This window comes from Pseudomonas sp. QE6 (assembly GCF_041379005.1).
In the GTDB taxonomy this organism is placed as follows: Bacteria; Pseudomonadota; Gammaproteobacteria; order Pseudomonadales; family Pseudomonadaceae; genus Pseudomonas.
Genome location: NZ_CP166873.1, coordinates 5,832,643 through 5,851,948, shown reverse-complemented (window position 1 = coordinate 5,851,948; position 19,306 = coordinate 5,832,643). Strand labels below are relative to the sequence as shown.

The window sequence follows — 19,306 nt, the reverse complement described above, 5'->3', positions numbered from 1 at the left end:
TTTGGCAATTCCAGTAATATATCCGGCCCTTCGAGATAGCTCCCTCCATGCGTGTCGCTGACTTTCATTTCGATCTGCCCGAGGCGCTGATCGCCCGCCATCCGCTCGCAGAGCGCCGCGCCAGCCGTCTGCTGGTGCTGGACGGTCCGAGCGGTGAGCTCAGCCATCGGCAATTCGCTGACATCCTCGGCTTCCTTCAGCCGGGTGACCTGATGGTGTTCAACAACACCCGGGTGATTCCTGCCCGCCTGTTCGGCCAGAAGGCTTCCGGCGGAAAGCTGGAAATCCTTGTGGAGCGTGTACTGGACAGCCATCGTGTGCTGGCCCATGTACGCTCCAGCAAATCGCCCAAGCCGGGTTCCAGGATCCTCATCGATGGCGGTGGCGAAGCAGAAATGCTGCAGCGCCATGATGCGCTGTTCGAGCTGGGCTTCAGCGAAGAGGTGCTGCCGCTGCTGGAACGCGTCGGCCACATGCCGCTGCCGCCCTATATCGACCGTCCGGACGAAGACTCTGACCGCGAGCGCTACCAGACCGTGTACGCCGAGCGTGCTGGTGCCGTGGCTGCGCCGACCGCCGGCTTGCACTTCGACGAGGCACTGCTGGAGTCGATCCGCGCCAAGGGCGTGGAAACCGCTTTCGTCACCTTGCACGTAGGCGCCGGCACCTTCCAGCCGGTGCGGGTCGAGCGCATCGAGGATCACCACATGCACCACGAATGGCTGGAAGTCAGCCAGGACGTGGTCGACGCCGTTGCCGCCTGCAAGGCGCGTGGTGGTCGGGTGGTCGCCGTGGGCACCACCAGTGTGCGTTCCCTGGAGAGTGCCGCGCGCGACGGCGTGCTCAAGCCTTTCAGTGGCGACACCGACATCTTTATCTTCCCGGGCCGACCGTTCCACGTGGTCGACGCCCTGGTCACCAATTTCCATCTGCCCGAATCCACACTGCTGATGCTGGTTTCGGCCTTCGCCGGCTACCCGGAGACCATGGCTGCCTACGCGGCCGCGGTGGAGCAGGGCTATCGCTTCTTCAGCTACGGCGACGCGATGTTCATTACCCGCAATCCGGCACCGCGCGGCCCCGAGGACTGATCCATGAGTTTCATGAAATTCGAACTGCTGGCCACCGAGGGCAAGGCCCGTCGCGGCCGCCTGACCTTCCCCCGTGGTGTGGTGGAAACCCCGGCGTTCATGCCGGTGGGTACCTACGGCACCGTGAAGGGCATGCTCCCGCATGACATCGAGGGTATCGGCGCGCAGATCATTCTCGGCAACACCTTCCACCTGTGGCTGCGCCCGGGCACCGAGGTGATCCAGAAACACGGCGACCTGCATGACTTCATGCAGTGGAAGGGGCCGATCCTCACCGACTCGGGCGGCTTCCAGGTGTTCAGCCTGGGCGCGCTGCGCAAGATCAAGGAGGAGGGCGTGTACTTCGCCTCGCCCGTGGACGGCGCCAAGGTCTTCATGGGCCCGGAAGAATCCATGGCCGTGCAACGCGCGCTGGGCTCTGACATCGTGATGATCTTCGACGAGTGCACCCCGTACCCGGCGGAGTTCGACGTTGCCAAGCGTTCCATGGAGCTGTCGCTGCGCTGGGCCAAACGCTCGAAGATCGCCCACGGTGATAGTCCGTCCGCGCTGTTCGGTATCGTTCAGGGTGGCATGCATGAAGAACTGCGCATGCGCTCGCTGGAAGGCTTGCAGGAGATCGGCTTCGACGGCCTGGCCATCGGCGGCCTGTCGGTGGGCGAGCCCAAGGAAGAAATGATCCGCGTACTGGACTTCCTGCCGCCGCACATGCCCGCTGACAAACCTCGTTACCTGATGGGTGTGGGCAAACCCGAGGACCTCGTGGAAGGTGTGCGCCGGGGTGTCGACATGTTCGACTGCGTCATGCCCACCCGCAATGCGCGCAATGGCCACCTTTTCGTTGACACCGGGGTGATCAAGATCCGTAACGCGGTTCACAAACATGACGAATCGCCGCTGGACCCGACCTGCGATTGCTACACCTGCAAGCACTTCTCCCGCGCCTATCTCTACCACCTGGACAAGTGCGGCGAAATGCTCGGCAGCATGCTCAATACCATCCATAACTTGCGGCATTATCAGCGGCTTATGGCTGGTTTGCGCGAGGCAATCCAACAGGGTACATTGGCGAACTTTGTCGACGCCTTCTACGCCAAGCGCGGCCTTCCCACGCCGCCGCTGGCGGACTGACCTTTCATCGAAAAAGCTTTGTGACAGGAGTTTCCAATGAGCTTTCTAATTCCCGCTGCCTTCGCTGACGCTGCAGCCCCCGCCGCCGCTGCCGGCCCGGCTGGCACCGGCTTCGAGTGGGTGTTCCTGGTCGGTTTCCTGGTCATCTTCTATCTGATGATCTGGCGTCCCCAGGCCAAGCGTTCCAAGGAGCACAAGAACCTGATCGCCGGCCTGCAGAAGGGTGATGAAGTCGTCACTTCCGCGGGCATCGCCGGCAAGGTGACCAAGGTTGCTGACGATTTCGTCGTGGTCGAAGTCTCCGACAGCGTCGAGCTGAAGTTCCAGAAGGGCGCGATTGCCGCGACCCTGCCGAAAGGCACGCTGAAGGCCATCTGAGCCAACCAACAGAAACCCAATCGACGGGGCGCATGATGCGCCCCGCGTCATAACGGGCGGTGTCATGCTCAACAAGTATCCCCTGTGGAAGTATCTGCTGATCCTGGCGGTCCTGGCCGTCGGTTTCATCTATTCCGCACCCAACCTCTATCCGGATGACCCGGCCGTGCAGATCAGTGGTGCGAGCACCGCGCTGCAGGTGTCGCAGGCCGACCTGGACAAGGCCAGCAAGGCGCTGACCGACGCGGGTATCGCCGTCAAGGCGGGCTCCCTCGGCAAGAACAGCGGCCTGATCCGCCTGGCCAAGCAGGAAGACCAGCTGCCGGCCAAGGACATCGTCCGCCGCGCCCTGGGTGACGACTACGTGGTCGCCCTGAACCTGGCGCAGACCACCCCGAACTGGCTGCGCTCGATCGCTGCGCACCCGATGAAGCTGGGTCTGGACCTGTCCGGTGGTGTGCACTTCCTGCTGGAAGTGGACATGGACAAGGCGGTCGACGCCCGCATGAAGGTCTACGAAAGCGAAATCAAGAGCGCCCTGCGCAAGGAGCGTGTGCGCTACCGCAGCCTGCCGGCGCAGGACAGTGGCATCCAGCTGGGCTTCACTGAAGAAGCCGACCTGGACAAGGCCAAGTCCATCATCGCCAAGGACTACCGTGATTTCGAAGTCATCCAGAGCGAGCGCACCGGCATGCAGGTGCTGCGTCTGGGCATGACCCCGGCGAAGCTGGCGGAAATCCGCGAGTATTCGATCAAGCAGAACCTCACCACCGTCCGCAACCGCGTGAACGAGCTGGGCGTCTCCGAGCCGCTGGTACAGCGCCAGGGCGCCAATCGCATCGTGGTCGAGCTGCCGGGTGTGCAGGACACCGCCGAAGCCAAGCGTATCCTCGGCAAGACCGCCAACCTGGAATTCCGTCTGGCCGCCGAGCCGGATGCGATCAAGTCCGCCACCGAAACCTTCGAGTTCCGTGAGCCGCGCCGGCCGCCGGCGACCCTGGAGCGTGGCGTGATCATCACCGGTGACCAGGTCACCGACGCCAGCGCCAGCTTCGACGAGAACGGCCGCCCGCAGGTGAACATCCGCCTGGATGGCCACGGCGGCGAGCTGATGAACCGTGCGACCCGCAACAACGTCGGCCGCAGCATGGCGGTGGTATTCATCGAGCAGAAGCCGATCACCCGCTACGCCAAGCAGGTGGTCGACGGCGTCGAGCAGGAAGTCGCTGTTCCGGCGTTCAAGGAAGAGAAGAAGATCATCAGCCTGGCGACCATCCAGTCGCCGCTGGGCAACCAGTTCCGCATCACCGGTCTGGACGCTCCGGGCGAGTCCTCGGAACTGGCCCTGCTGCTGCGCGCCGGCGGCCTGGCCGCGCCGATGTACTTCGCTGAGGAACGCACCATCGGCCCGAGCCTGGGTGCAGACAACATCGCCAAGGGTATCGATGCCTCCCTCTGGGGCATGGTCTTCGTGTCCCTGTTCATCATCGTGATCTACCGCTTCTTTGGCGTGATCGCCACCGTCGCCCTGGCCTTCAACATGGTCATGCTGGTAGCGCTGATGTCGATCCTCGGCGCGACCCTGACCCTGCCGGGTATCGCGGGTATCGTGTTGACCATGGGTATGGCGGTGGACGCCAACGTGCTGATCTTCTCGCGGATACGTGAGGAGCTGGCGGCTGGCATGTCCGTGCAGCGGGCGATCCACGAGGGCTTCAACCGTGCCTTCACCGCGATCCTCGACGCCAACCTGACCTCGCTGCTGGTCGGCGGCATCCTCTACGCCATGGGCACCGGCCCGGTGAAGGGCTTCGCCGTGACCATGTCCCTCGGCATTATCACCTCGATGTTCACGGCCATTCTGGTCACCCGTGCGATGGTCAACCTGATCTTCGGCGGCCGCGACTTCAAGAAGCTGTGGATCTAAGGGGCCTGAGATGAACATCAAGATCGGTACTATCAACTTCATGGGCGTTCGCAACATTGCGTTCGCCGGCACCCTGATCCTGACCCTGATCGCCCTCGGCAGCTGGTTCGTCAAGGGCATCAACTTCGGCCTCGACTTCACTGGCGGTACGTCGATCAAGCTGGCCTACGAGCAGCCTGCGGACCTTGCCAAGGTGCGTGAGCAACTGGTCGCCGCCGGTTTCGGCGAGGCGGTGGTGCAGAGCTTCGGCGACACCCGGGATGTGCTGGTACGCATGCCCAGCGAAGACCCGGAACTGGGCAAGAAGGTCGCCGCTGCGCTGCAGAAGGCCGATGCTTCCAACCCGGCGAAAGTGAATGGCGTCGAATACGTCGGCCCGCAGGTGGGTGAAGAGCTGCGCGACCAGGGCGGCCTCGGCATGCTCCTGGCGCTGGGCGGCATCCTGCTGTACGTCGGCTTCCGCTTCCAGTGGAAGTTCGCCCTGGGTGCGATCCTGTCGCTGATCCACGACGCCATCATCGTGATGGGCGTGCTGTCGTTCTTTCAGATCACCTTCGACCTGACCGTGCTGGCCGCGGTGCTGGCGGTGGTGGGCTATTCGCTGAACGACACCATCGTGATCTTCGACCGGGTGCGCGAGAACTTCCGTGTACTGCGCAAGGCCAGCCTGATCGAGAACATCAACATCTCGACCAGCCAGACCCTGTTGCGGACCATCGCCACCTCGGTGTCGACCCTGCTGGCCATCGCCGCGCTGCTGTTCTTCGGTGGCGACAACCTGTTCGGCTTCTCCATCGCCCTGTTCGTCGGTGTGATGGCGGGGACCTACTCGTCGATCTACATCGCCAACGTGGTGCTGATCTGGCTGAACCTGTCCAGCGAGGACCTGATTCCGCCGCCGAGCAAGGAAGCCGACGAGCGCCCGTAATAGAGCGCTTCCAGGCTCTTCCGGAAACTCCCGCTACGGCGGGAGTTTTCGTTTGTCGGCTGTGCACTACGAACTTGCTGGAACTTTCTTACAATTCAAGCGCTCCAAGGCAAGGTGAAGGGCTGAGCCCGAACGAGACGAGAGACCAGGAGGTTTATGTGAACAAGTCGTTGCTCATCGGTACCGTGCTGGGCGCTGTAGGCGTGACTGCCGGTGGCGCCGTGGCCACTTATAGTCTGGTGGATCGCGGGCCTCAATATGCCGAAGTGCTCGCTGTCCAGCCGGTCAAGGAAACCATCAAGACGCCTCGCCAGGTTTGCAAGGATGTCGCGGTGACACACCAGCGTCCGGTCAAGGACCAGCATCAGATCGCCGGTACGGCGATCGGCGCCATCGCTGGCGGCCTGCTGGGCAACCAGATCGGCAGCGGCAACGGCCGGAAGATCGCCACCGTGGCGGGCGCCATCGGCGGTGGTTATGCCGGTAACAAGGTGCAGGAGGGCATGCAGGAGCGTGACACCTACACCACCAATGAAACCCGCTGCAGCACTGTCAACGACACCAGCGAGAAGGTCGTCGGTTACGACGTGAAGTACCTGCTCGACGGCAAGCCCGGCCAGGTGCGCATGGATCGCGATCCGGGTTCGCAGATTCCGGTCGACAAGAGCGGCCAACTGATCCTGGGTCAGCAATAAGCAGTCGCCAGGGGTGAGCGAAAAAGGCGCCCATGGGGCGCCTTTTTCTTTGCCTTGCTTTTCGTAGGGGCGAGCTTGCTCGCGATTCGCTCAGAGCCGTAGTGTCAGAATGAAAAAGCTTCGCGAGCAAGCTCGCTCCTACAAGGAAAGCGTTCTCGCAGGCGCAAAAAACCCGGCATTGCCGGGCTTTTTCATTCGAGGCTCAGGCTCAGCGCTTGAGCGACGGCGGCAGGTGCGGCTGGATGCTGGTCAGCAGCGCCTTGAAGCACTTGGTGTTGCCGGCGACGATCTGGCCCTTCTCGAGGAATTCGTGACCGCCGGTGAAATCGCTCACCAGGCCGCCCGCTTCCTGGATCAGCAGGGCGCCGGCAGCCATATCCCACTCGGACAGGCCGAACTCCCAGAAGGCGTCGTAACGGCCGGCGGCGACGTAGGCCAGGTCCAGGCTGGCGGCGCCGGCGCGGCGGATGCCGGCGGTCTGGCCGACCAGGCTGCGGAACATGCCCAGGTAGGCGTCCAGGTTGTCCATCTGGCTGTCGCGGAACGGGAAGCCGGTGCCCAGCAGGGCGCCTTCCAGGCTCTTGCGGTTGCTGACGCGCAGGCGGCGGCCGTTCAGTGCGGCGCCACGGCCGCGGCTGGCGGTGAACTCTTCCTGGCGGATCGGGTCGAGGACCACGGCGTGCTCGAGGCGGCCGCGGTATTTGCAGGCGATGCTGACGGCGAAGTGCGGAACGCCATGGATGAAGTTGGTGGTGCCGTCCAGCGGATCGATGATCCACAGGTAGTCGGCGCCTTCGCCGCTGCCTTCCAGCATGCCGCCTTCTTCGCCCATGATCCCGTGATTCGGGTAGGCCTTGCGCAGGGCGGTAACGATGGAGAGTTCGGCGGCGCGATCGACTTCGGTGACGTAGTCCTTGGCTTCTTTTTCGTTGACCGAGAGGGTGTCCAGGCGTTCGATGGAGCGGAAGATCAGTTCACCGGCGCTGCGAGCGGCGCGCAGGGCGATATTCAGCATGGGCTGCATGGAGAGGTCACCTGGGTCGTTAAAGAAAGCCGGACATTCTAACAGAAAACCATGGCGCTCATAGAGCGACCTGTCGCCTGCGTGGCGCAAGACCCACCGCTGCGGTAGGATTCCCTCCCTTTTTTCGCTTTTGTGTGGAGTCGCTGGCGTTGCTCGACAGAATTCGCGTGGTGCTGGTCAACACCAGTCATCCCGGCAATATCGGCGGTACGGCCCGTGCGATGAAGAACATGGGCCTGTCGCGCCTGGTGCTGGTCGATCCGATGGATTTCCCCAGTGGCGAGGCGCGCGCCCGTGCTTCCGGCGCCGATGACATCCTCGATGCGGCCGTGGTCGTGTCGACCCTGGAAGACGCCCTGGCCGGTTGCAGCCTGGTGCTCGGCACCAGTGCGCGCGACCGCCGCATTCCCTGGCCGCTGCTCGACCCCCGTGAGTGCGCCACCACCAGCCTGCAGCACGTGCAGCAGGGTGGTGAGGTCGCGCTGGTCTTCGGTCGCGAATACGCGGGTCTGACCAACGAGGAATTGCAGCGATGTCAATTCCATGTGCATATCCCGGCCAATCCCGAGTTCAGCTCGCTGAACCTGGCGACGGCGGTGCAGGTGCTGGTCTATGAGGTGCGCATGGCCTGGTTGGCGGCCCAGGGCCAGCCGACCAAGCAGGAGAAGGTGGAGTCCACCGCGATGCTCAACAGCATTCCGGCGACCTCGGATGAGCTGGAGCGCTTCTATGCGCACCTGGAATCGACCCTGGTGGATATCCAGTTCCTCGACCCGCAGAAGCCGCGCCATCTCATGTCGCGCCTGCGCCGCTTGTACGGCCGCAGCGGCGTGAGCAAGCTGGAGATGAATATCCTGAGGGGTATTCTGACCGAAACACAGAAGGCTGCCCGTGGGGAGCTTTCCAAGCGGAGTGATGAAGATGTTTGAGCGTGTGCGCGAAGATATCCAGAGCGTATTCCATCGTGACCCGGCGGCGCGCAACGCCTTCGAGGTGCTCACCTGCTATCCGGGGCTGCACGCGGTGTGGCTGCATCGTCTGGCTCATGCCCTGTGGACGTCCGGCTGGAAGTGGTTGGCACGGATGGTGTCCAATTTCGGGCGCTGGATGACCGGTATCGAGATTCACCCCGGCGCCAGGATCGGTCGGCGTTTCTTCATCGACCACGGCCTGGGCATTGTCATTGGCGAGACTGCCGAGATCGGTGACGACGTGACCATCTACCAGGGCGTGACCCTGGGCGGCACCAGCTGGAACAAGGGCAAGCGTCACCCGACCCTGGCCGACGGCGTGGTGGTGGGGGCGGGCGCCAAGGTGCTCGGTCCGTTCACTGTCGGTGCTGGCGCCAAGGTGGGCTCCAACGCGGTGGTCACGAAAGAGGTACCGCCAGGGGCTACCGTCGTGGGTATTCCTGGCCGGATCATCATGAAGGACGATGCCGACCAGGCGGCCAAGCGCCAGGCCATGGCCGAGAAGCTCGGCTTCGATGCCTATGGTGTGAGTCAGGACATGCCCGACCCGGTGGCGCGTGCCATTGGTCAGTTGCTCGATCACCTGCAGGCAGTTGATGGTCGCCTGGAGGGAATGTGCAAGGCGCTGACGGCTCTAGGCAGCGACTATTGTGCGAAAGATCTGCCGGCGCTGCGTGAAGAAGACTTCGCTGGCGTGAAGGACACCGAGGACAGCAAGTCGGCGCAGTGATGCGCCGACGCTGGCACTCTGCTAAAATACGCCGCCGCTCGCTGGTTAATTCCGACTAAAGTAATAGGGCTTATAGTTGACCTAAATAGTCGGAAAAGAGCATACTTCCCCTACACCAGCGATTCTTCCGGATTTCCCCATGCGATTGACCACCAAAGGCCGCTATGCCGTCACCGCCATGCTCGATCTGGCGTTGCACGCCCAGCGTGGCCCGGTTTCTCTCGCCGATATTTCCGAGCGCCAGGGTATCTCCCTGTCCTACCTGGAACAGCTGTTCGCCAAGTTGCGCCGTGGCAACCTGGTGGTCAGCGTGCGCGGTCCTGGCGGCGGCTACCAGCTGTCCCGGGACATGACCGGCATCCACGTCGCCCAGGTGATCGATGCGGTCAACGAATCGGTCGACGCCACCCGCTGTCAGGGGCAGGGCGACTGCCACTCCGGCGATACCTGCCTGACCCACCACCTGTGGTGTGACCTCAGCCAGCAGATCCACGAGTTCCTCAGCGGCATCAGCCTGGCCGACCTGGTCGAGCGCCGCGAAGTTCAAGAGGTGGCCCAGCGCCAGGACGAGCGCCGCTGTTCGGGTAGCAAGACGCCGCGCCTCGACAAGATTGAAGCGTCCGCCATCGATTGAGCGAACGCCCGCCTGTAGGAGTTACCTGATGAAATTGCCGATTTACCTCGACTACTCCGCCACAACCCCGGTGGATCCGCGTGTCGCTCAGAAAATGGCTGACTGCCTCCTGGTAGATGGCAATTTCGGCAACCCGGCGTCGCGCTCCCACGTCTTCGGCTGGAAGGCCGAGGAAGCAGCCGAGAACGCTCGTCGCCAGGTCGCCGAGCTGGTCAATGCCGACCCCCGCGAGATCGTCTGGACGTCCGGTGCCACCGAGTCCGACAACCTGGCGATCAAGGGTGTTGCGCACTTCTACGCCACCAAGGGCAAGCACATCGTCACCTCGAAGATCGAGCACAAGGCGGTCCTGGATACCTGTCGCCAGCTGGAGCGCGAAGGCTTCGAGGTCACCTACCTGGAACCGACTCCCGAGGGCATCATCACCCCGGCGATGGTCGAGTCCGCCCTGCGTGAGGACACCATCCTGGTGTCGGTCATGCACGTGAACAACGAAGTCGGCAGCGTCAACGACATCGCCGCCATCGGCGAGCTGACCCGCTCCCGCGGCATCCTGCTGCACGTCGACGCCGCCCAGTCGGCCGGCAAGATCGACATCGACCTGGAAAAGCTCAAGGTCGACCTGATGTCCTTCTCCGCCCACAAGGTCTACGGCCCCAAAGGCATGGGCGCCCTGTACGTGCGCCGCAAGCCGCGCGTACGCCTGGAAGCCCAGATGCACGGCGGCGGTCACGAGCGCGGCATGCGTTCGGGCACCCTGGCGACCCACCAGATCGTCGGCATGGGCGAGGCCTTCCGCATCGCCAAGGAAGAAATGCACCAGGAGATGGCCCGCATCGAAGGCCTGCGCAAGCGCTTCTTCGAGCAGGTCCAGGGCCTGGAGGAGCTGTACGTCAACGGCAGCGCCACTTCCTACGCGCCGAACATCCTCAACGTCAGCTTCAACTACGTCGAGGGCGAGTCGCTGATGATGTCGCTCAAGGACCTGGCCGTATCGTCCGGTTCCGCCTGCACCTCGGCCTCGCTGGAGCCGTCCTACGTGCTCCGCGCCCTGGGTCGCAACGACGAACTGGCGCACAGCTCCATCCGTTTCAGCTTCGGCCGCTTCACCACTGAAGAAGAGGTCGACTATGCCGCCAATAAGGTGGTGGAAGCCGTTTCCAAGCTGCGTGAACTCTCGCCGCTGTGGGATATGTTCAAAGAGGGCGTCGACCTGTCCAAGGTCGAATGGCAGGCCCACTGACCCGCCCCATAGATGTGAGGATTAGCCATGGCTTACAGTGACAAGGTCATCGACCACTACGAAAACCCGCGCAACGTCGGCAAGCTCAATGCCGAGGACCCGGATGTCGGCACCGGCATGGTCGGCGCGCCGGCCTGCGGCGACGTGATGCGTCTGCAGATCAAGGTCAACGAGCAGGGCGTCATCGAAGACGCCAAGTTCAAGACCTACGGCTGCGGCTCGGCCATCGCCTCCAGCTCCCTCGCCACCGAGTGGATGAAGGGCAAGACCCTGGACGAAGCCGAATCCATCAAGAACACCACCATCGCCGAAGAGCTTGCCCTGCCGCCGGTGAAGATCCACTGCTCGGTGCTCGCCGAGGACGCCATCAAGGCGGCCGTACGCGACTACAAGCAGAAGAAAGGTCTTCTCTGAATCGCGATTCGTTGAGTAAGGAGTTCCCATGGCCATCAGCATGACCGAAGCCGCCGCCAACCACGTTCGTCGCTCCCTCGAAGGGCGCGGCAAGGGCGAGGGCATTCGTCTTGGCGTGCGCACCACCGGGTGTTCCGGTCTGGCCTATGTGCTGGAGTTCGTCGACGAGCTGGCAGCCGAGGACCAGGTGTTCGAGAGCCACGGCGTGAAGGTCATCATTGACCCGAAAAGCCTGGTCTACCTCGACGGCACCGAGTTGGACTTCACCAAGGAAGGCCTCAACGAGGGCTTCAAGTTCAACAACCCGAACGTGCGCGGTGAGTGTGGCTGCGGCGAAAGCTTCAACGTCTGAGGCCGGGCGTGGGTAGTCCCTGTCACTTCGCCCTGTTCGACCTGCAGCCAGGCTTCCGGATCGACCTGGAAGCCCTTGGCAACCGCTACCGCGAGCTGGTGCGCAATGTCCATCCGGATCGTTTCGCCGATGCCTCCGAGCGCGAGCAGCGACTGGCGCTGGAAAAGGCCGCCGAGCTCAACGACGCGTACCAGACGCTCAAGAGCGCTCCGCGCCGTGCCCTTTACCTGCTGGCCTTGCGTGGCAATGCGTTGCCATTGGAAGCCACGGTGCAGGACCCGGAGTTCCTCCTGCAGCAGATGCGTCTGCGCGAGGAGCTGGAAGACCTGCAGGACAGCGCCGATCTCGATGGCGTGGCGTACTTCAAGCGCCAGCTGAAATCGGCCCAGCAGCAGCTGGACGCGGAGTTCGCCGACTGCTGGGATGATCCCGCCCGCCGCGAGCTGGCCGAGCGCCTGGTGCGGCGCATGCAGTTCCTCGACAAGCTGGCGCAGGAAGTGCGGCAGCTCGAAGAGCGACTCGACGATTAATCCGCGCGGCCCGTGCCGCGCCCGATAAGCCTGATTAGAAACCGCATGGCCCTACTGCAGATCGCCGAGCCCGGACAGAGCCCCCAGCCACACCAGCGTCGTCTGGCCGTGGGGATCGACCTGGGCACCACCAATTCCCTGGTCGCCGCCGTGCGTAGCGGTGTTGCCGCTCCGTTGCCCGATGAGCGTGGCGAAGTCATCCTGCCGTCGGCGGTGCGCTACCTCGCCGATCGTATCGAGGTGGGGGAGAGCGTGCGTGCCGGTGCGGCCCTGGACCCGCTGAACTCCATCATCTCGGTCAAACGCCTGATGGGGCGCGGCCTGGAGGATGTGAAACAGCTCGGTGGTCAACTGCCGTACCGCTTCGTTCAGGGCGAGTCGCACATGCCCTTCATCGAGACCGTCCAGGGCGCCAAGAGCCCGGTGGAAGTCTCGGCGGAAATCCTCCGTACCCTGCGTCAGCGCGCCGAATCCACCCTCGGTGGCGAGCTGGTCGGTGCGGTGATCACCGTGCCCGCCTATTTCGACGACGCCCAGCGCCAGGCCACCAAGGACGCCGCGCGCCTGGCCGGTCTGCATGTGCTGCGCCTGCTCAACGAGCCGACCGCGGCCGCCGTGGCCTATGGCCTGGACAAGAATGCCGAGGGCGTGGTCGCCATCTACGACCTGGGCGGCGGTACCTTCGACATTTCCATCCTGCGCCTGACCCGTGGTGTCTTCGAAGTCCTGGCCACCGGCGGCGACAGCGCCCTGGGCGGCGACGATTTCGATCATGCCATCGCCGGCTGGATCATCGAGCAGTCCGGTATTTCGGCCGATCTCGATCCGGGTGCCCAGCGTCGTCTGCTGCAGACGGCTTGTGCAGCCAAGGAGGCGCTGACCGATAGTGCCAGCGCTCCGATAGCCTACGAAGGCTGGAGTGGCGAGCTGAGTCGCTCGCACATGGAGTCGCTGATCGATCCGCTGATCCAGCGCAGCCTCAAGGCCTGCCGGCGCGCCGTCCGTGATTCCGGCGTGGAGCTGGAAGAGGTCAGCGCCGTGGTCATGGTCGGCGGTTCCACCCGTGTGCCGCGCGTGCGCGAACTGGTGGGCGAGCTGTTCGGTCGCGAGCCGCTGACCGATATCGACCCGGACCAGGTGGTCGCCATTGGCGCCGCCATTCAGGCCGATGCCCTGGCCGGCAACAAGCGCGGCGAAGAGCTGCTGCTGCTGGACGTAATCCCTCTGTCGCTCGGCCTGGAAACCATGGGCGGGCTGATGGAGAAGGTGATTCCGCGCAACACCACCATTCCGGTGGCTCGCGCCCAGGAATTCACCACCTACAAGGATGGCCAGACGGCCATGATGATTCACGTGCTGCAAGGCGAGCGTGAGCTGGTCAAGGACTGCCGGTCCCTGGCACGCTTCGAGCTGCGCGGCATTCCGCCGATGGTAGCGGGCGCTGCGAAGATCCGCGTCAGCTTCCAGGTCGACGCCGATGGGCTTTTGGGCGTGTCCGCCCGTGAGCTTTCCTCGGGCGTCGAGGCGAGCATCCAGGTCAAGCCGTCCTACGGCCTGACCGATGGCGAGATCGCCCGCATGCTGCAGGATTCCTTCCAGTACGCCGGTGACGACATGGCCGCCCGTGCCCTGCGCGAGCAGCAGGTCGAGGCCCAGCGCCTGCTGGAGGCCGTGCAGTCGGCCCTGGACGCCGACGGCGAGCGCCTGCTGGACGCCGAGGAGCGCGTGGCGATCGATGCCAACATGGAATCCCTGCGCGAACTGGCGGCCGGCAGCGATACCGCCGCCATCGAACAACAGATCAAGCGCCTGTCCCAGGTGACCGACGCCTTTGCCGCGCGCCGTATGGACGCCACCGTCAAGGCCGCACTGGCCGGTCGCCGGCTCAACGAAATCGAGGAATAAGCCAAGATGCCGCAGATTGTATTTCTGCCGAACGCCGAACATTGCCCGGAAGGTGCGGTGATCGAGGCCCAGCCGGGCGAAACCATCATGAAGGCGGCACTGCGCAACGGCATCGAGATCGAGCATGCCTGCGAGATGTCCTGTGCCTGCACCACCTGCCACGTGATCGTGCGCGAAGGCTTCAACTCCATGGAAGCCTCCGACGAGCTGGAAGACGACATGCTGGACAAGGCCTGGGGCCTGGAGCCGGATTCGCGCCTGTCCTGCCAGGCCGTAGTCGGCGAGGAAGATCTGGTGGTGGAGATTCCGAAGTACACCATCAACCAGGTGTCCGAAGGTCACTGAGCGGAGCGCCAACGATGAGTCTGAAATGGGTTGATGTGCTCGAAATCGCCATCCAACTGGCTGAATCCAAGCCGGATGTCGATCCGCGCTACGTGAATTTCGTCGATCTGCACTCCTGGGTGCTGGCATTGCCGGAGTTCAGCGACGATCCCTCCCGCGGCGGTGAAAAGGTCCTGGAAGCCATCCAGGCCGCCTGGATCGAAGAGCTCGACTGAGGGCGCGCGGCACGCTTGCCGCGTACCCATTTGTCATGAACCCGCGTATAATTCGCGGGTTTTATCTTTAGGTGTGCTCTGAAAAAATTCCCGAGGGAATTTCTTCAGCCGCCGGCCCCGCAGCAGTCGGGGGCGGTCCCGCGTCGCCGTCCGCCGGGCGGTGCCTGCGGCAAACCCTTGAATCACAGGAGCTCCTGGCCCACGCCAGGGGCTCCTTGGCTTTACCAACCTTGCTTTCCGGAGTTATTTCCATGGCCCTGCAACGTACCTTCTCCATCATCAAGCCCGACGCTGTTGCCAAGAACGTCATCGGCGAAATCCTGACCCGCTTCGAAAAAGCCGGTCTGCGCGTCGTCGCTTCGAAGATGGTTCAACTGTCCGAGCGCGAAGCTGGCGGTTTCTACGCCGAGCACAAAGAGCGTCCCTTCTTCAAGGACCTGGTTGCCTTCATGACCTCCGGCCCGGTCGTCGTTCAGGTTCTGGAAGGCGAAGACGCCATCCTGCGCAACCGTGAGCTGATGGGCGCCACCGATCCGAAGAAAGCCGACGCCGGCACCATCCGCGCCGACTTCGCCGTTTCCATCGACGAGAACGCCGTACACGGTTCCGACTCGGAAGCTTCCGCAGCTCGCGAAATCGCTTACTTCTTCTCCAGCACCGAGGTGTGCGAGCGCATTCGCTGATTTCAGCGAATGAGCGAGGGTGAATCCATGACTGATACCGCTGTAAAGGCCAACCTGCTGGGCATGACCAAGCCCCAGCTCGAGGAATTCTTCGAGTCCATCGGTGAAAAGCGCTTCCGCGCCGGCCAGGTGATGCAATGGATTCACCACTTTGGCGCCGTCGATTTCGACGCCATGACGAATGTCGGCAAGGCCTTGCGCGAAAAGCTCAAGGCCGTTGCCGAAATTCGTCCCCCGGAGATCGTCAGCCAGGACATTTCCTCTGACGGTACCCGCAAGTGGGTGGTGCGCGTGGCCTCGGGCAGTTGCGTCGAGACCGTGTACATTCCCCAGGGCGGCCGCGGCACCCTGTGCGTGTCGTCCCAGGCCGGTTGCGCGCTGGACTGCAGCTTCTGCTCCACCGGCAAGCAAGGCTTCAACAGCGACCTGACCTCCGCCGAGATCATCGGCCAGGTGTGGATCGCCAACCAGTCGTTCGGGACCATCCCGGGCAAGATCGACCGTGCCATCACCAATGTGGTGATGATGGGCATGGGCGAGCCGCTGCTGAACTTCGACAACGTCGTGACCGCCATGAGCATCATGATGGAAGACCTCGGCTACGGCATTTCCAAGCGCAAGGTGACCCTGTCCACCTCCGGCGTGGTGCCGATGATCGACAAGCTCGCCGAAGTGACCGACGTGTCCCTGGCCCTGTCTCTGCACGCGCCGAATGACGAACTGCGCAACAAGCTGGTACCGATCAACAAGAAGTACCCGCTGGATATGCTGCTCGATGCCTGCTATCGCTACATCACGCGCCTGGGCAAGGAGCGCGTGCTGACCGTCGAGTACACCCTGCTGGCCAACGTCAACGACCAGCCCGAGCATGCCGAGCAACTGATCGCACTGCTCAAGGATTTCCCTTGCAAGATCAACCTGATTCCGTTTAATCCGTTCCCGCATTCGGGTTACGAGCGGCCGAGCAACAATGCCATCCGCCGTTTCCAGGACATGCTGCACAAAGGCGGCTTCAACGTGACGGTGCGCACCACCCGTGGTGACGACATCGACGCCGCCTGTGGTCAACTGGTGGGCCAGGTGATGGACCGCACCCGCCGCAGCGAACGCTATATCGCCGTCCGCCAGTTGGCGACGGAAAACGAGCAGGCGTCGAACGCCGCCAATCGAAACTGAACGAGGGAGGATTCCAATGACCCTGCGCGCCGCGCTGTTCTTGCTGTTGGCAACCGTGCTGACGGGTTGCGTGACGTCTGGTAAACAGGATCCTCTGAAAACCGAGAAGGGCCGGGATGAGGCACGTGACGCCTACATCCAGCTGGGGCTCGGCTACCTGCGGGCCGGCAATGCCGAACAGGCCAAGGTCCCGCTGCGCCAGGCGCTGGAGATCGATCCGTCCAGCGCCGACGCGCACACTGCGCTGGCCGCGGTCTACCAGACCGAGATGGAACCGCAGCTGGCCGAGACCGAATACCGCAAGGCGCTGTCCTCCCGTTCGGATGACGCACGCATCCTGAACAACTACGGCGGCTTCCTGTTCGAGCAGAAACGCTACAAGGAAGCCTACGACGTCTACATCAAGGCCGCCGAGGATGGTCTGTATCCCGAGCGTTCGCGCATCTTCGAAAACCTCGGGCTGGTCTGCCTGCAGCTCAAGCAGCGCGAGCAGGCCAAGGAATACTTCGAGAAGGCCATTCGCCTCAATCGCAATCAGCCCAGCGCGCTGATCGAGATGGCCGAACTCAATTACCAGGATCGTCAGTACGTTCCGGCGCGAGCCTACTACCAGGAATACCTCAAGCAGGGCCCGCAGACCGCGCGCAGCCTGCTGCTGGGAATTCGACTGGCGAAGATCTTTGACGACCGGGATACCGCTGCCAGCTACGGGCTGCAACTCAAGCGCCTGTATCCCGCTTCTCCTGAATACCAGGCATACCAGGCGGATAAATGATGAGCACGTCGCAGTCCGATGTCATCGGCACGACCCGCGCCAATCCTGGCGACACGCTGCGCCAGGCGCGCGAGAACAAGGGCTGGAGCGTTGCCCAGGTCGCGGGCCAGCTGAACCTGACCGAGCATTCCCTGCGCCAGCTGGAGCAGGGCTCTTTCGATCAACTGCCCGGCCATACTTTCGCCCGTGGCTACGTTCGCGCCTACGCCAAGCTGCTGGGCATGGACCAGGGACAGATGGTCCAGGCATTCGACCAATACACCGGCACCGACGCCACCGGCAGCAACGTGCACAGCCTCGGCCGCGTGGTCGAGCCGGTACGCCTGTCGCGTAATCTGCTGCGTCTGTTCAGCCTGATGCTGCTCGCCCTGCTCATCGGCTTCGGCTACTTCTGGTGGCAGGAGCGAGCCGCCCGCACCGCCGAGAGCGGCAGCCTGAACATGGAGCACGTCGAGGTCGAGAGCGCCGACGGCACCACCGAAATCCATACGCTCGACGAGCCGGAAGACCAGGCCGTCGCCGAAGACCAGGCCAATCCCTCGACCGTGCCTGCCGAGCCGGCCGGCGATAACGCCACTGCCGAGGCGCCGGCCGAAGGCACGCCGCCGGTTGCGGCCAACCCCGCTGCTCCGGCGCTGCCGAGTGCGCCCGTCGCCACCGAGGCCGCTCCGGCCCAGGCTCCGGCAGCTCCCGCTCAACCAGCCGGCGCTCCGCAACCTGCTGCACCGGTCGCTCCGGCTGCACCGGTCGAAGCCCAGCCGGCCGCTCCGGTGGTCGCCGCCGCGGGTCAGGGCGTGGTCAAGATCCAGTTCACTGAAGACTGCTGGACCCAGGTCACCGATGCCGATGGCAAGGTCCTGTTCGGCTCGCTCAAGCGCAAGGGTGACACCCTGGAGCTGGCGGCCAAGGCTCCGGTACAACTGCGCCTGGGCTTCGCCCGCGGTGCGCAGGTCAGCTACAACGGCCAGCCGGTCGCAGTGACCCCGGCGCGCGGCGGTACCGCGCGTGTGACCCTGGGTGGACAGTAACGATGCATTGCGAGTCTCCGATCAAACGCCGCCCGTCCCGCAAGATCTGGGTGGGTAACGTGCCGGTGGGTGGGGATGCCCCCATCGCCGTGCAGAGCATGACCAACACCGACACCCTGGATGTGGCCGCCACCGTTGGCCAGATCCGCCGTCTGGAAGAGGCCGGCGCCGACATCGTGCGCGTCTCCGTACCGGACATGGACGCCGCCGAGGCGTTCGGCAAGATCAAGCAGCAGGTCAAGGTCCCGCTGGTTGCCGACATCCACTTCGACTACAAGATCGCCCTGCGCGTCGCCGAACTGGGCGTCGACTGCCTGCGCATCAATCCCGGCAACATCGGTCGCGAAGACCGCGTGAAGGCCGTGGTGGATGCTGCCCGCGATCGCAACATCCCGATCCGTATCGGCGTCAACGCCGGTTCCCTGGAAAAGGACCTGCAGAAGAAGTACGGCGAACCGACCCCGGAAGCCCTGTTGGAATCGGCCATGCGCCACGTGGATCACCTCCAGCGCCTGGACTTCCAGAACTTCAAGGTCAGTGTGAAGGCCTCCGACGTGTTCATGGCGGTGGCCGCCTACCGCCTGCTGGCCAAGGAAATCGAACAACCCCTGCACCTGGGCATCACCGAAGCCGGTGGCCTGCGTTCGGGCACCGTGAAGTCCGCCGTCGGCCTGGGCATGCTGCTCGCCGAAGGCATCGGCGACACCATCCGCATCTCCCTGGCCGCCGATCCGGTGGAAGAGATCAAGGTCGGCTTCGACATCCTCAAGTCGCTGCGCCTGCGCTCCCGTGGCATCAACTTCATCGCCTGCCCGAGCTGCTCGCGGCAGAACTTCGATGTGGTGAAGACCATGAACGAGCTCGAAGGCCGCCTGGAAGACCTGCTGGTCCCGCTGGACGTGGCCGTGATCGGCTGCGTGGTCAACGGCCCCGGCGAAGCCAAGGAAGCCCACATCGGCCTCACCGGCGGCACGCCGAGCAACCTGATCTACATCGACGGCAAGCCGGCGCAGAAGCTGCAGAACGAAAACCTGGTGGATGAGCTGGAACGGCTGATCCGCGAAAAAGCGGCCGAGAAGGCCGAGGCCGACGCCGCACTGATCGTGCGCGGCTGACCGCAACAAGGACCCT

Annotated in this window: 22 protein-coding genes; 21 read left to right on the top strand and 1 reads right to left on the bottom strand. The window is 63.7% G+C overall.

Annotation, left to right across the window (positions count from 1 at the left end; translation table 11 throughout):
* Positions 1 to 47: 47 nt before the first annotated feature.
* The 6 genes from queA to ACAW63_RS26710 all read left to right on the top strand — a co-directional run bounded on the left by queA (position 48) and on the right by ACAW63_RS26710 (position 6,150).
* A complete protein-coding gene (queA, locus tag ACAW63_RS26735; RefSeq protein ID WP_343577643.1) occupies positions 48 to 1,091 on the top strand; it encodes a tRNA preQ1(34) S-adenosylmethionine ribosyltransferase-isomerase QueA in 1,044 nt (347 codons plus the stop codon).
* 12 nt (positions 1,092 to 1,103) lie between these two features.
* A complete protein-coding gene (tgt, locus tag ACAW63_RS26730) occupies positions 1,104 to 2,222 on the top strand; it encodes a tRNA guanosine(34) transglycosylase Tgt (protein WP_275611997.1) in 1,119 nt (372 codons plus the stop codon).
* Between the two features lie 36 nt (positions 2,223 to 2,258).
* The gene (yajC, locus tag ACAW63_RS26725) at positions 2,259 to 2,600 is read left to right on the top strand and encodes a preprotein translocase subunit YajC (RefSeq protein WP_152225372.1); all 342 of its coding nucleotides are present in this window, start codon (positions 2,259 to 2,261) and stop codon (positions 2,598 to 2,600) included.
* 64 nt (positions 2,601 to 2,664) lie between these two features.
* Entirely contained in the window at positions 2,665 to 4,527 is a 1,863-nt protein-coding gene (gene secD, locus ACAW63_RS26720) for a protein translocase subunit SecD (protein WP_370599948.1), read from the top strand.
* 10 nt (positions 4,528 to 4,537) lie between these two features.
* Positions 4,538 to 5,455 carry a protein translocase subunit SecF gene (gene secF, locus ACAW63_RS26715; RefSeq protein ID WP_207887497.1) on the top strand — a complete coding sequence of 306 codons (918 nt, stop codon included), beginning with the start codon at positions 4,538 to 4,540 and terminating at the stop codon, positions 5,453 to 5,455.
* Positions 5,456 to 5,613: 158 nt separating this feature from the next.
* On the top strand, positions 5,614 to 6,150 hold the full coding sequence (locus ACAW63_RS26710; protein ID WP_371230410.1) for a glycine zipper 2TM domain-containing protein: 537 nt from the start codon (positions 5,614 to 5,616) through the stop codon (positions 6,148 to 6,150).
* A 208-nt stretch (positions 6,151 to 6,358) separates the two neighbouring features.
* Here ACAW63_RS26710 and suhB read toward each other — a convergent pair whose 3' ends face one another.
* Complete coding sequence (suhB, locus tag ACAW63_RS26705) at positions 6,359 to 7,174, bottom strand: inositol-phosphate phosphatase (RefSeq protein WP_371230408.1); 816 nt, start codon at positions 7,172 to 7,174, stop codon at positions 6,359 to 6,361.
* A 149-nt stretch (positions 7,175 to 7,323) separates the two neighbouring features.
* On the opposite strand from suhB, the gene trmJ reads away from it, so the two are divergent.
* The 15 genes from trmJ to ispG all read left to right on the top strand — a co-directional run bounded on the left by trmJ (position 7,324) and on the right by ispG (position 19,290).
* Entirely contained in the window at positions 7,324 to 8,103 is a 780-nt protein-coding gene (gene trmJ / locus ACAW63_RS26700) for a tRNA (cytosine(32)/uridine(32)-2'-O)-methyltransferase TrmJ (protein WP_371230406.1), read from the top strand.
* Positions 8,096 to 8,875 carry a serine O-acetyltransferase gene (cysE, locus tag ACAW63_RS26695; protein ID WP_371230404.1) on the top strand — a complete coding sequence of 260 codons (780 nt, stop codon included), beginning with the start codon at positions 8,096 to 8,098 and terminating at the stop codon, positions 8,873 to 8,875. Before trmJ ends, cysE begins: the two co-directional genes overlap by 8 nt.
* A gap of 139 nt (positions 8,876 to 9,014) precedes the next feature.
* Positions 9,015 to 9,509, top strand: a complete 495-nt coding sequence (iscR, locus tag ACAW63_RS26690; protein ID WP_152225360.1) for a Fe-S cluster assembly transcriptional regulator IscR — start codon at positions 9,015 to 9,017, stop codon at positions 9,507 to 9,509.
* A 28-nt stretch (positions 9,510 to 9,537) separates the two neighbouring features.
* On the top strand, positions 9,538 to 10,752 hold the full coding sequence (locus tag ACAW63_RS26685; RefSeq protein ID WP_275608366.1) for an IscS subfamily cysteine desulfurase: 1,215 nt from the start codon (positions 9,538 to 9,540) through the stop codon (positions 10,750 to 10,752).
* 27 nt (positions 10,753 to 10,779) lie between these two features.
* The gene (gene iscU, locus ACAW63_RS26680) at positions 10,780 to 11,166 is read left to right on the top strand and encodes a Fe-S cluster assembly scaffold IscU (RefSeq protein ID WP_015478505.1); all 387 of its coding nucleotides are present in this window, start codon (positions 10,780 to 10,782) and stop codon (positions 11,164 to 11,166) included.
* Between the two features lie 28 nt (positions 11,167 to 11,194).
* Complete coding sequence (iscA, locus tag ACAW63_RS26675) at positions 11,195 to 11,518, top strand: iron-sulfur cluster assembly protein IscA (protein WP_207887490.1); 324 nt, start codon at positions 11,195 to 11,197, stop codon at positions 11,516 to 11,518.
* 8 nt (positions 11,519 to 11,526) lie between these two features.
* The gene (hscB, locus tag ACAW63_RS26670) at positions 11,527 to 12,048 is read left to right on the top strand and encodes a co-chaperone HscB (protein WP_275608365.1); all 522 of its coding nucleotides are present in this window, start codon (positions 11,527 to 11,529) and stop codon (positions 12,046 to 12,048) included.
* A 45-nt stretch (positions 12,049 to 12,093) separates the two neighbouring features.
* Positions 12,094 to 13,953, top strand: a complete 1,860-nt coding sequence (gene hscA / locus ACAW63_RS26665; RefSeq protein ID WP_371230403.1) for a Fe-S protein assembly chaperone HscA — start codon at positions 12,094 to 12,096, stop codon at positions 13,951 to 13,953.
* Positions 13,954 to 13,959: 6 nt separating this feature from the next.
* The gene (gene fdx, locus ACAW63_RS26660) at positions 13,960 to 14,298 is read left to right on the top strand and encodes an ISC system 2Fe-2S type ferredoxin (RefSeq protein WP_015478501.1); all 339 of its coding nucleotides are present in this window, start codon (positions 13,960 to 13,962) and stop codon (positions 14,296 to 14,298) included.
* 14 nt (positions 14,299 to 14,312) lie between these two features.
* Positions 14,313 to 14,513 (top strand): Fe-S cluster assembly protein IscX, encoded by a 201-nt coding sequence (iscX, locus tag ACAW63_RS26655; protein WP_331319149.1) that lies wholly within the window; start codon positions 14,313 to 14,315, stop codon positions 14,511 to 14,513.
* A 251-nt stretch (positions 14,514 to 14,764) separates the two neighbouring features.
* Positions 14,765 to 15,196 carry a nucleoside-diphosphate kinase gene (gene ndk, locus ACAW63_RS26650; RefSeq protein WP_015478499.1) on the top strand — a complete coding sequence of 144 codons (432 nt, stop codon included), beginning with the start codon at positions 14,765 to 14,767 and terminating at the stop codon, positions 15,194 to 15,196.
* A gap of 27 nt (positions 15,197 to 15,223) precedes the next feature.
* Positions 15,224 to 16,372 carry a 23S rRNA (adenine(2503)-C(2))-methyltransferase RlmN gene (gene rlmN / locus ACAW63_RS26645; protein ID WP_275608362.1) on the top strand — a complete coding sequence of 383 codons (1,149 nt, stop codon included), beginning with the start codon at positions 15,224 to 15,226 and terminating at the stop codon, positions 16,370 to 16,372.
* A 16-nt stretch (positions 16,373 to 16,388) separates the two neighbouring features.
* Positions 16,389 to 17,147: a type IV pilus biogenesis/stability protein PilW gene (gene pilW / locus ACAW63_RS26640; RefSeq protein WP_371230400.1), complete on the top strand. Its 759-nt coding sequence runs from the start codon at positions 16,389 to 16,391 to the stop codon at positions 17,145 to 17,147.
* Complete coding sequence (locus tag ACAW63_RS26635; protein ID WP_371230398.1) at positions 17,144 to 18,175, top strand: helix-turn-helix domain-containing protein; 1,032 nt, start codon at positions 17,144 to 17,146, stop codon at positions 18,173 to 18,175. Before pilW ends, ACAW63_RS26635 begins: the two co-directional genes overlap by 4 nt.
* A gap of 2 nt (positions 18,176 to 18,177) precedes the next feature.
* Positions 18,178 to 19,290, top strand: coding sequence for a flavodoxin-dependent (E)-4-hydroxy-3-methylbut-2-enyl-diphosphate synthase (gene ispG / locus ACAW63_RS26630; RefSeq protein WP_275608359.1), 1,113 nt, complete (start codon positions 18,178 to 18,180; stop codon positions 19,288 to 19,290).
* Positions 19,291 to 19,306 lie beyond the last annotated feature (16 nt).

Excerpts from the sequence above, each read along its gene's own strand:
- iscU (WP_015478505.1), top strand. The coding sequence starts at position 10,780 with ATGGCTTACAGTGACAAGGTCATCGACCACTACGAAAACCCGCGCAAC.
- queA (WP_343577643.1), top strand. The coding sequence starts at position 48 with ATGCGTGTCGCTGACTTTCATTTCGATCTGCCCGAGGCGCTGATCGCC.
- hscA (WP_371230403.1), top strand. The coding sequence starts at position 12,094 with ATGGCCCTACTGCAGATCGCCGAGCCCGGACAGAGCCCCCAGCCACAC.
- suhB (WP_371230408.1), bottom strand. The coding sequence starts at position 7,174 with ATGCAGCCCATGCTGAATATCGCCCTGCGCGCCGCTCGCAGCGCCGGT.
- secF (WP_207887497.1), top strand. The coding sequence starts at position 4,538 with ATGAACATCAAGATCGGTACTATCAACTTCATGGGCGTTCGCAACATT.
- tgt (WP_275611997.1), top strand. The coding sequence starts at position 1,104 with ATGAAATTCGAACTGCTGGCCACCGAGGGCAAGGCCCGTCGCGGCCGC.
- yajC (WP_152225372.1), top strand. The coding sequence starts at position 2,259 with ATGAGCTTTCTAATTCCCGCTGCCTTCGCTGACGCTGCAGCCCCCGCC.
- ispG (WP_275608359.1), top strand. The coding sequence starts at position 18,178 with ATGCATTGCGAGTCTCCGATCAAACGCCGCCCGTCCCGCAAGATCTGG.
- ACAW63_RS26635 (WP_371230398.1), top strand. The coding sequence starts at position 17,144 with ATGATGAGCACGTCGCAGTCCGATGTCATCGGCACGACCCGCGCCAAT.
- pilW (WP_371230400.1), top strand. The coding sequence starts at position 16,389 with ATGACCCTGCGCGCCGCGCTGTTCTTGCTGTTGGCAACCGTGCTGACG.
- ACAW63_RS26685 (WP_275608366.1), top strand. The coding sequence starts at position 9,538 with ATGAAATTGCCGATTTACCTCGACTACTCCGCCACAACCCCGGTGGAT.
- iscR (WP_152225360.1), top strand. The coding sequence starts at position 9,015 with ATGCGATTGACCACCAAAGGCCGCTATGCCGTCACCGCCATGCTCGAT.
- secD (WP_370599948.1), top strand. The coding sequence starts at position 2,665 with ATGCTCAACAAGTATCCCCTGTGGAAGTATCTGCTGATCCTGGCGGTC.
- ndk (WP_015478499.1), top strand. The coding sequence starts at position 14,765 with ATGGCCCTGCAACGTACCTTCTCCATCATCAAGCCCGACGCTGTTGCC.
- rlmN (WP_275608362.1), top strand. The coding sequence starts at position 15,224 with ATGACTGATACCGCTGTAAAGGCCAACCTGCTGGGCATGACCAAGCCC.
- iscA (WP_207887490.1), top strand. The coding sequence starts at position 11,195 with ATGGCCATCAGCATGACCGAAGCCGCCGCCAACCACGTTCGTCGCTCC.
- cysE (WP_371230404.1), top strand. The coding sequence starts at position 8,096 with ATGTTTGAGCGTGTGCGCGAAGATATCCAGAGCGTATTCCATCGTGAC.
- fdx (WP_015478501.1), top strand. The coding sequence starts at position 13,960 with ATGCCGCAGATTGTATTTCTGCCGAACGCCGAACATTGCCCGGAAGGT.
- iscX (WP_331319149.1), top strand. The coding sequence starts at position 14,313 with ATGAGTCTGAAATGGGTTGATGTGCTCGAAATCGCCATCCAACTGGCT.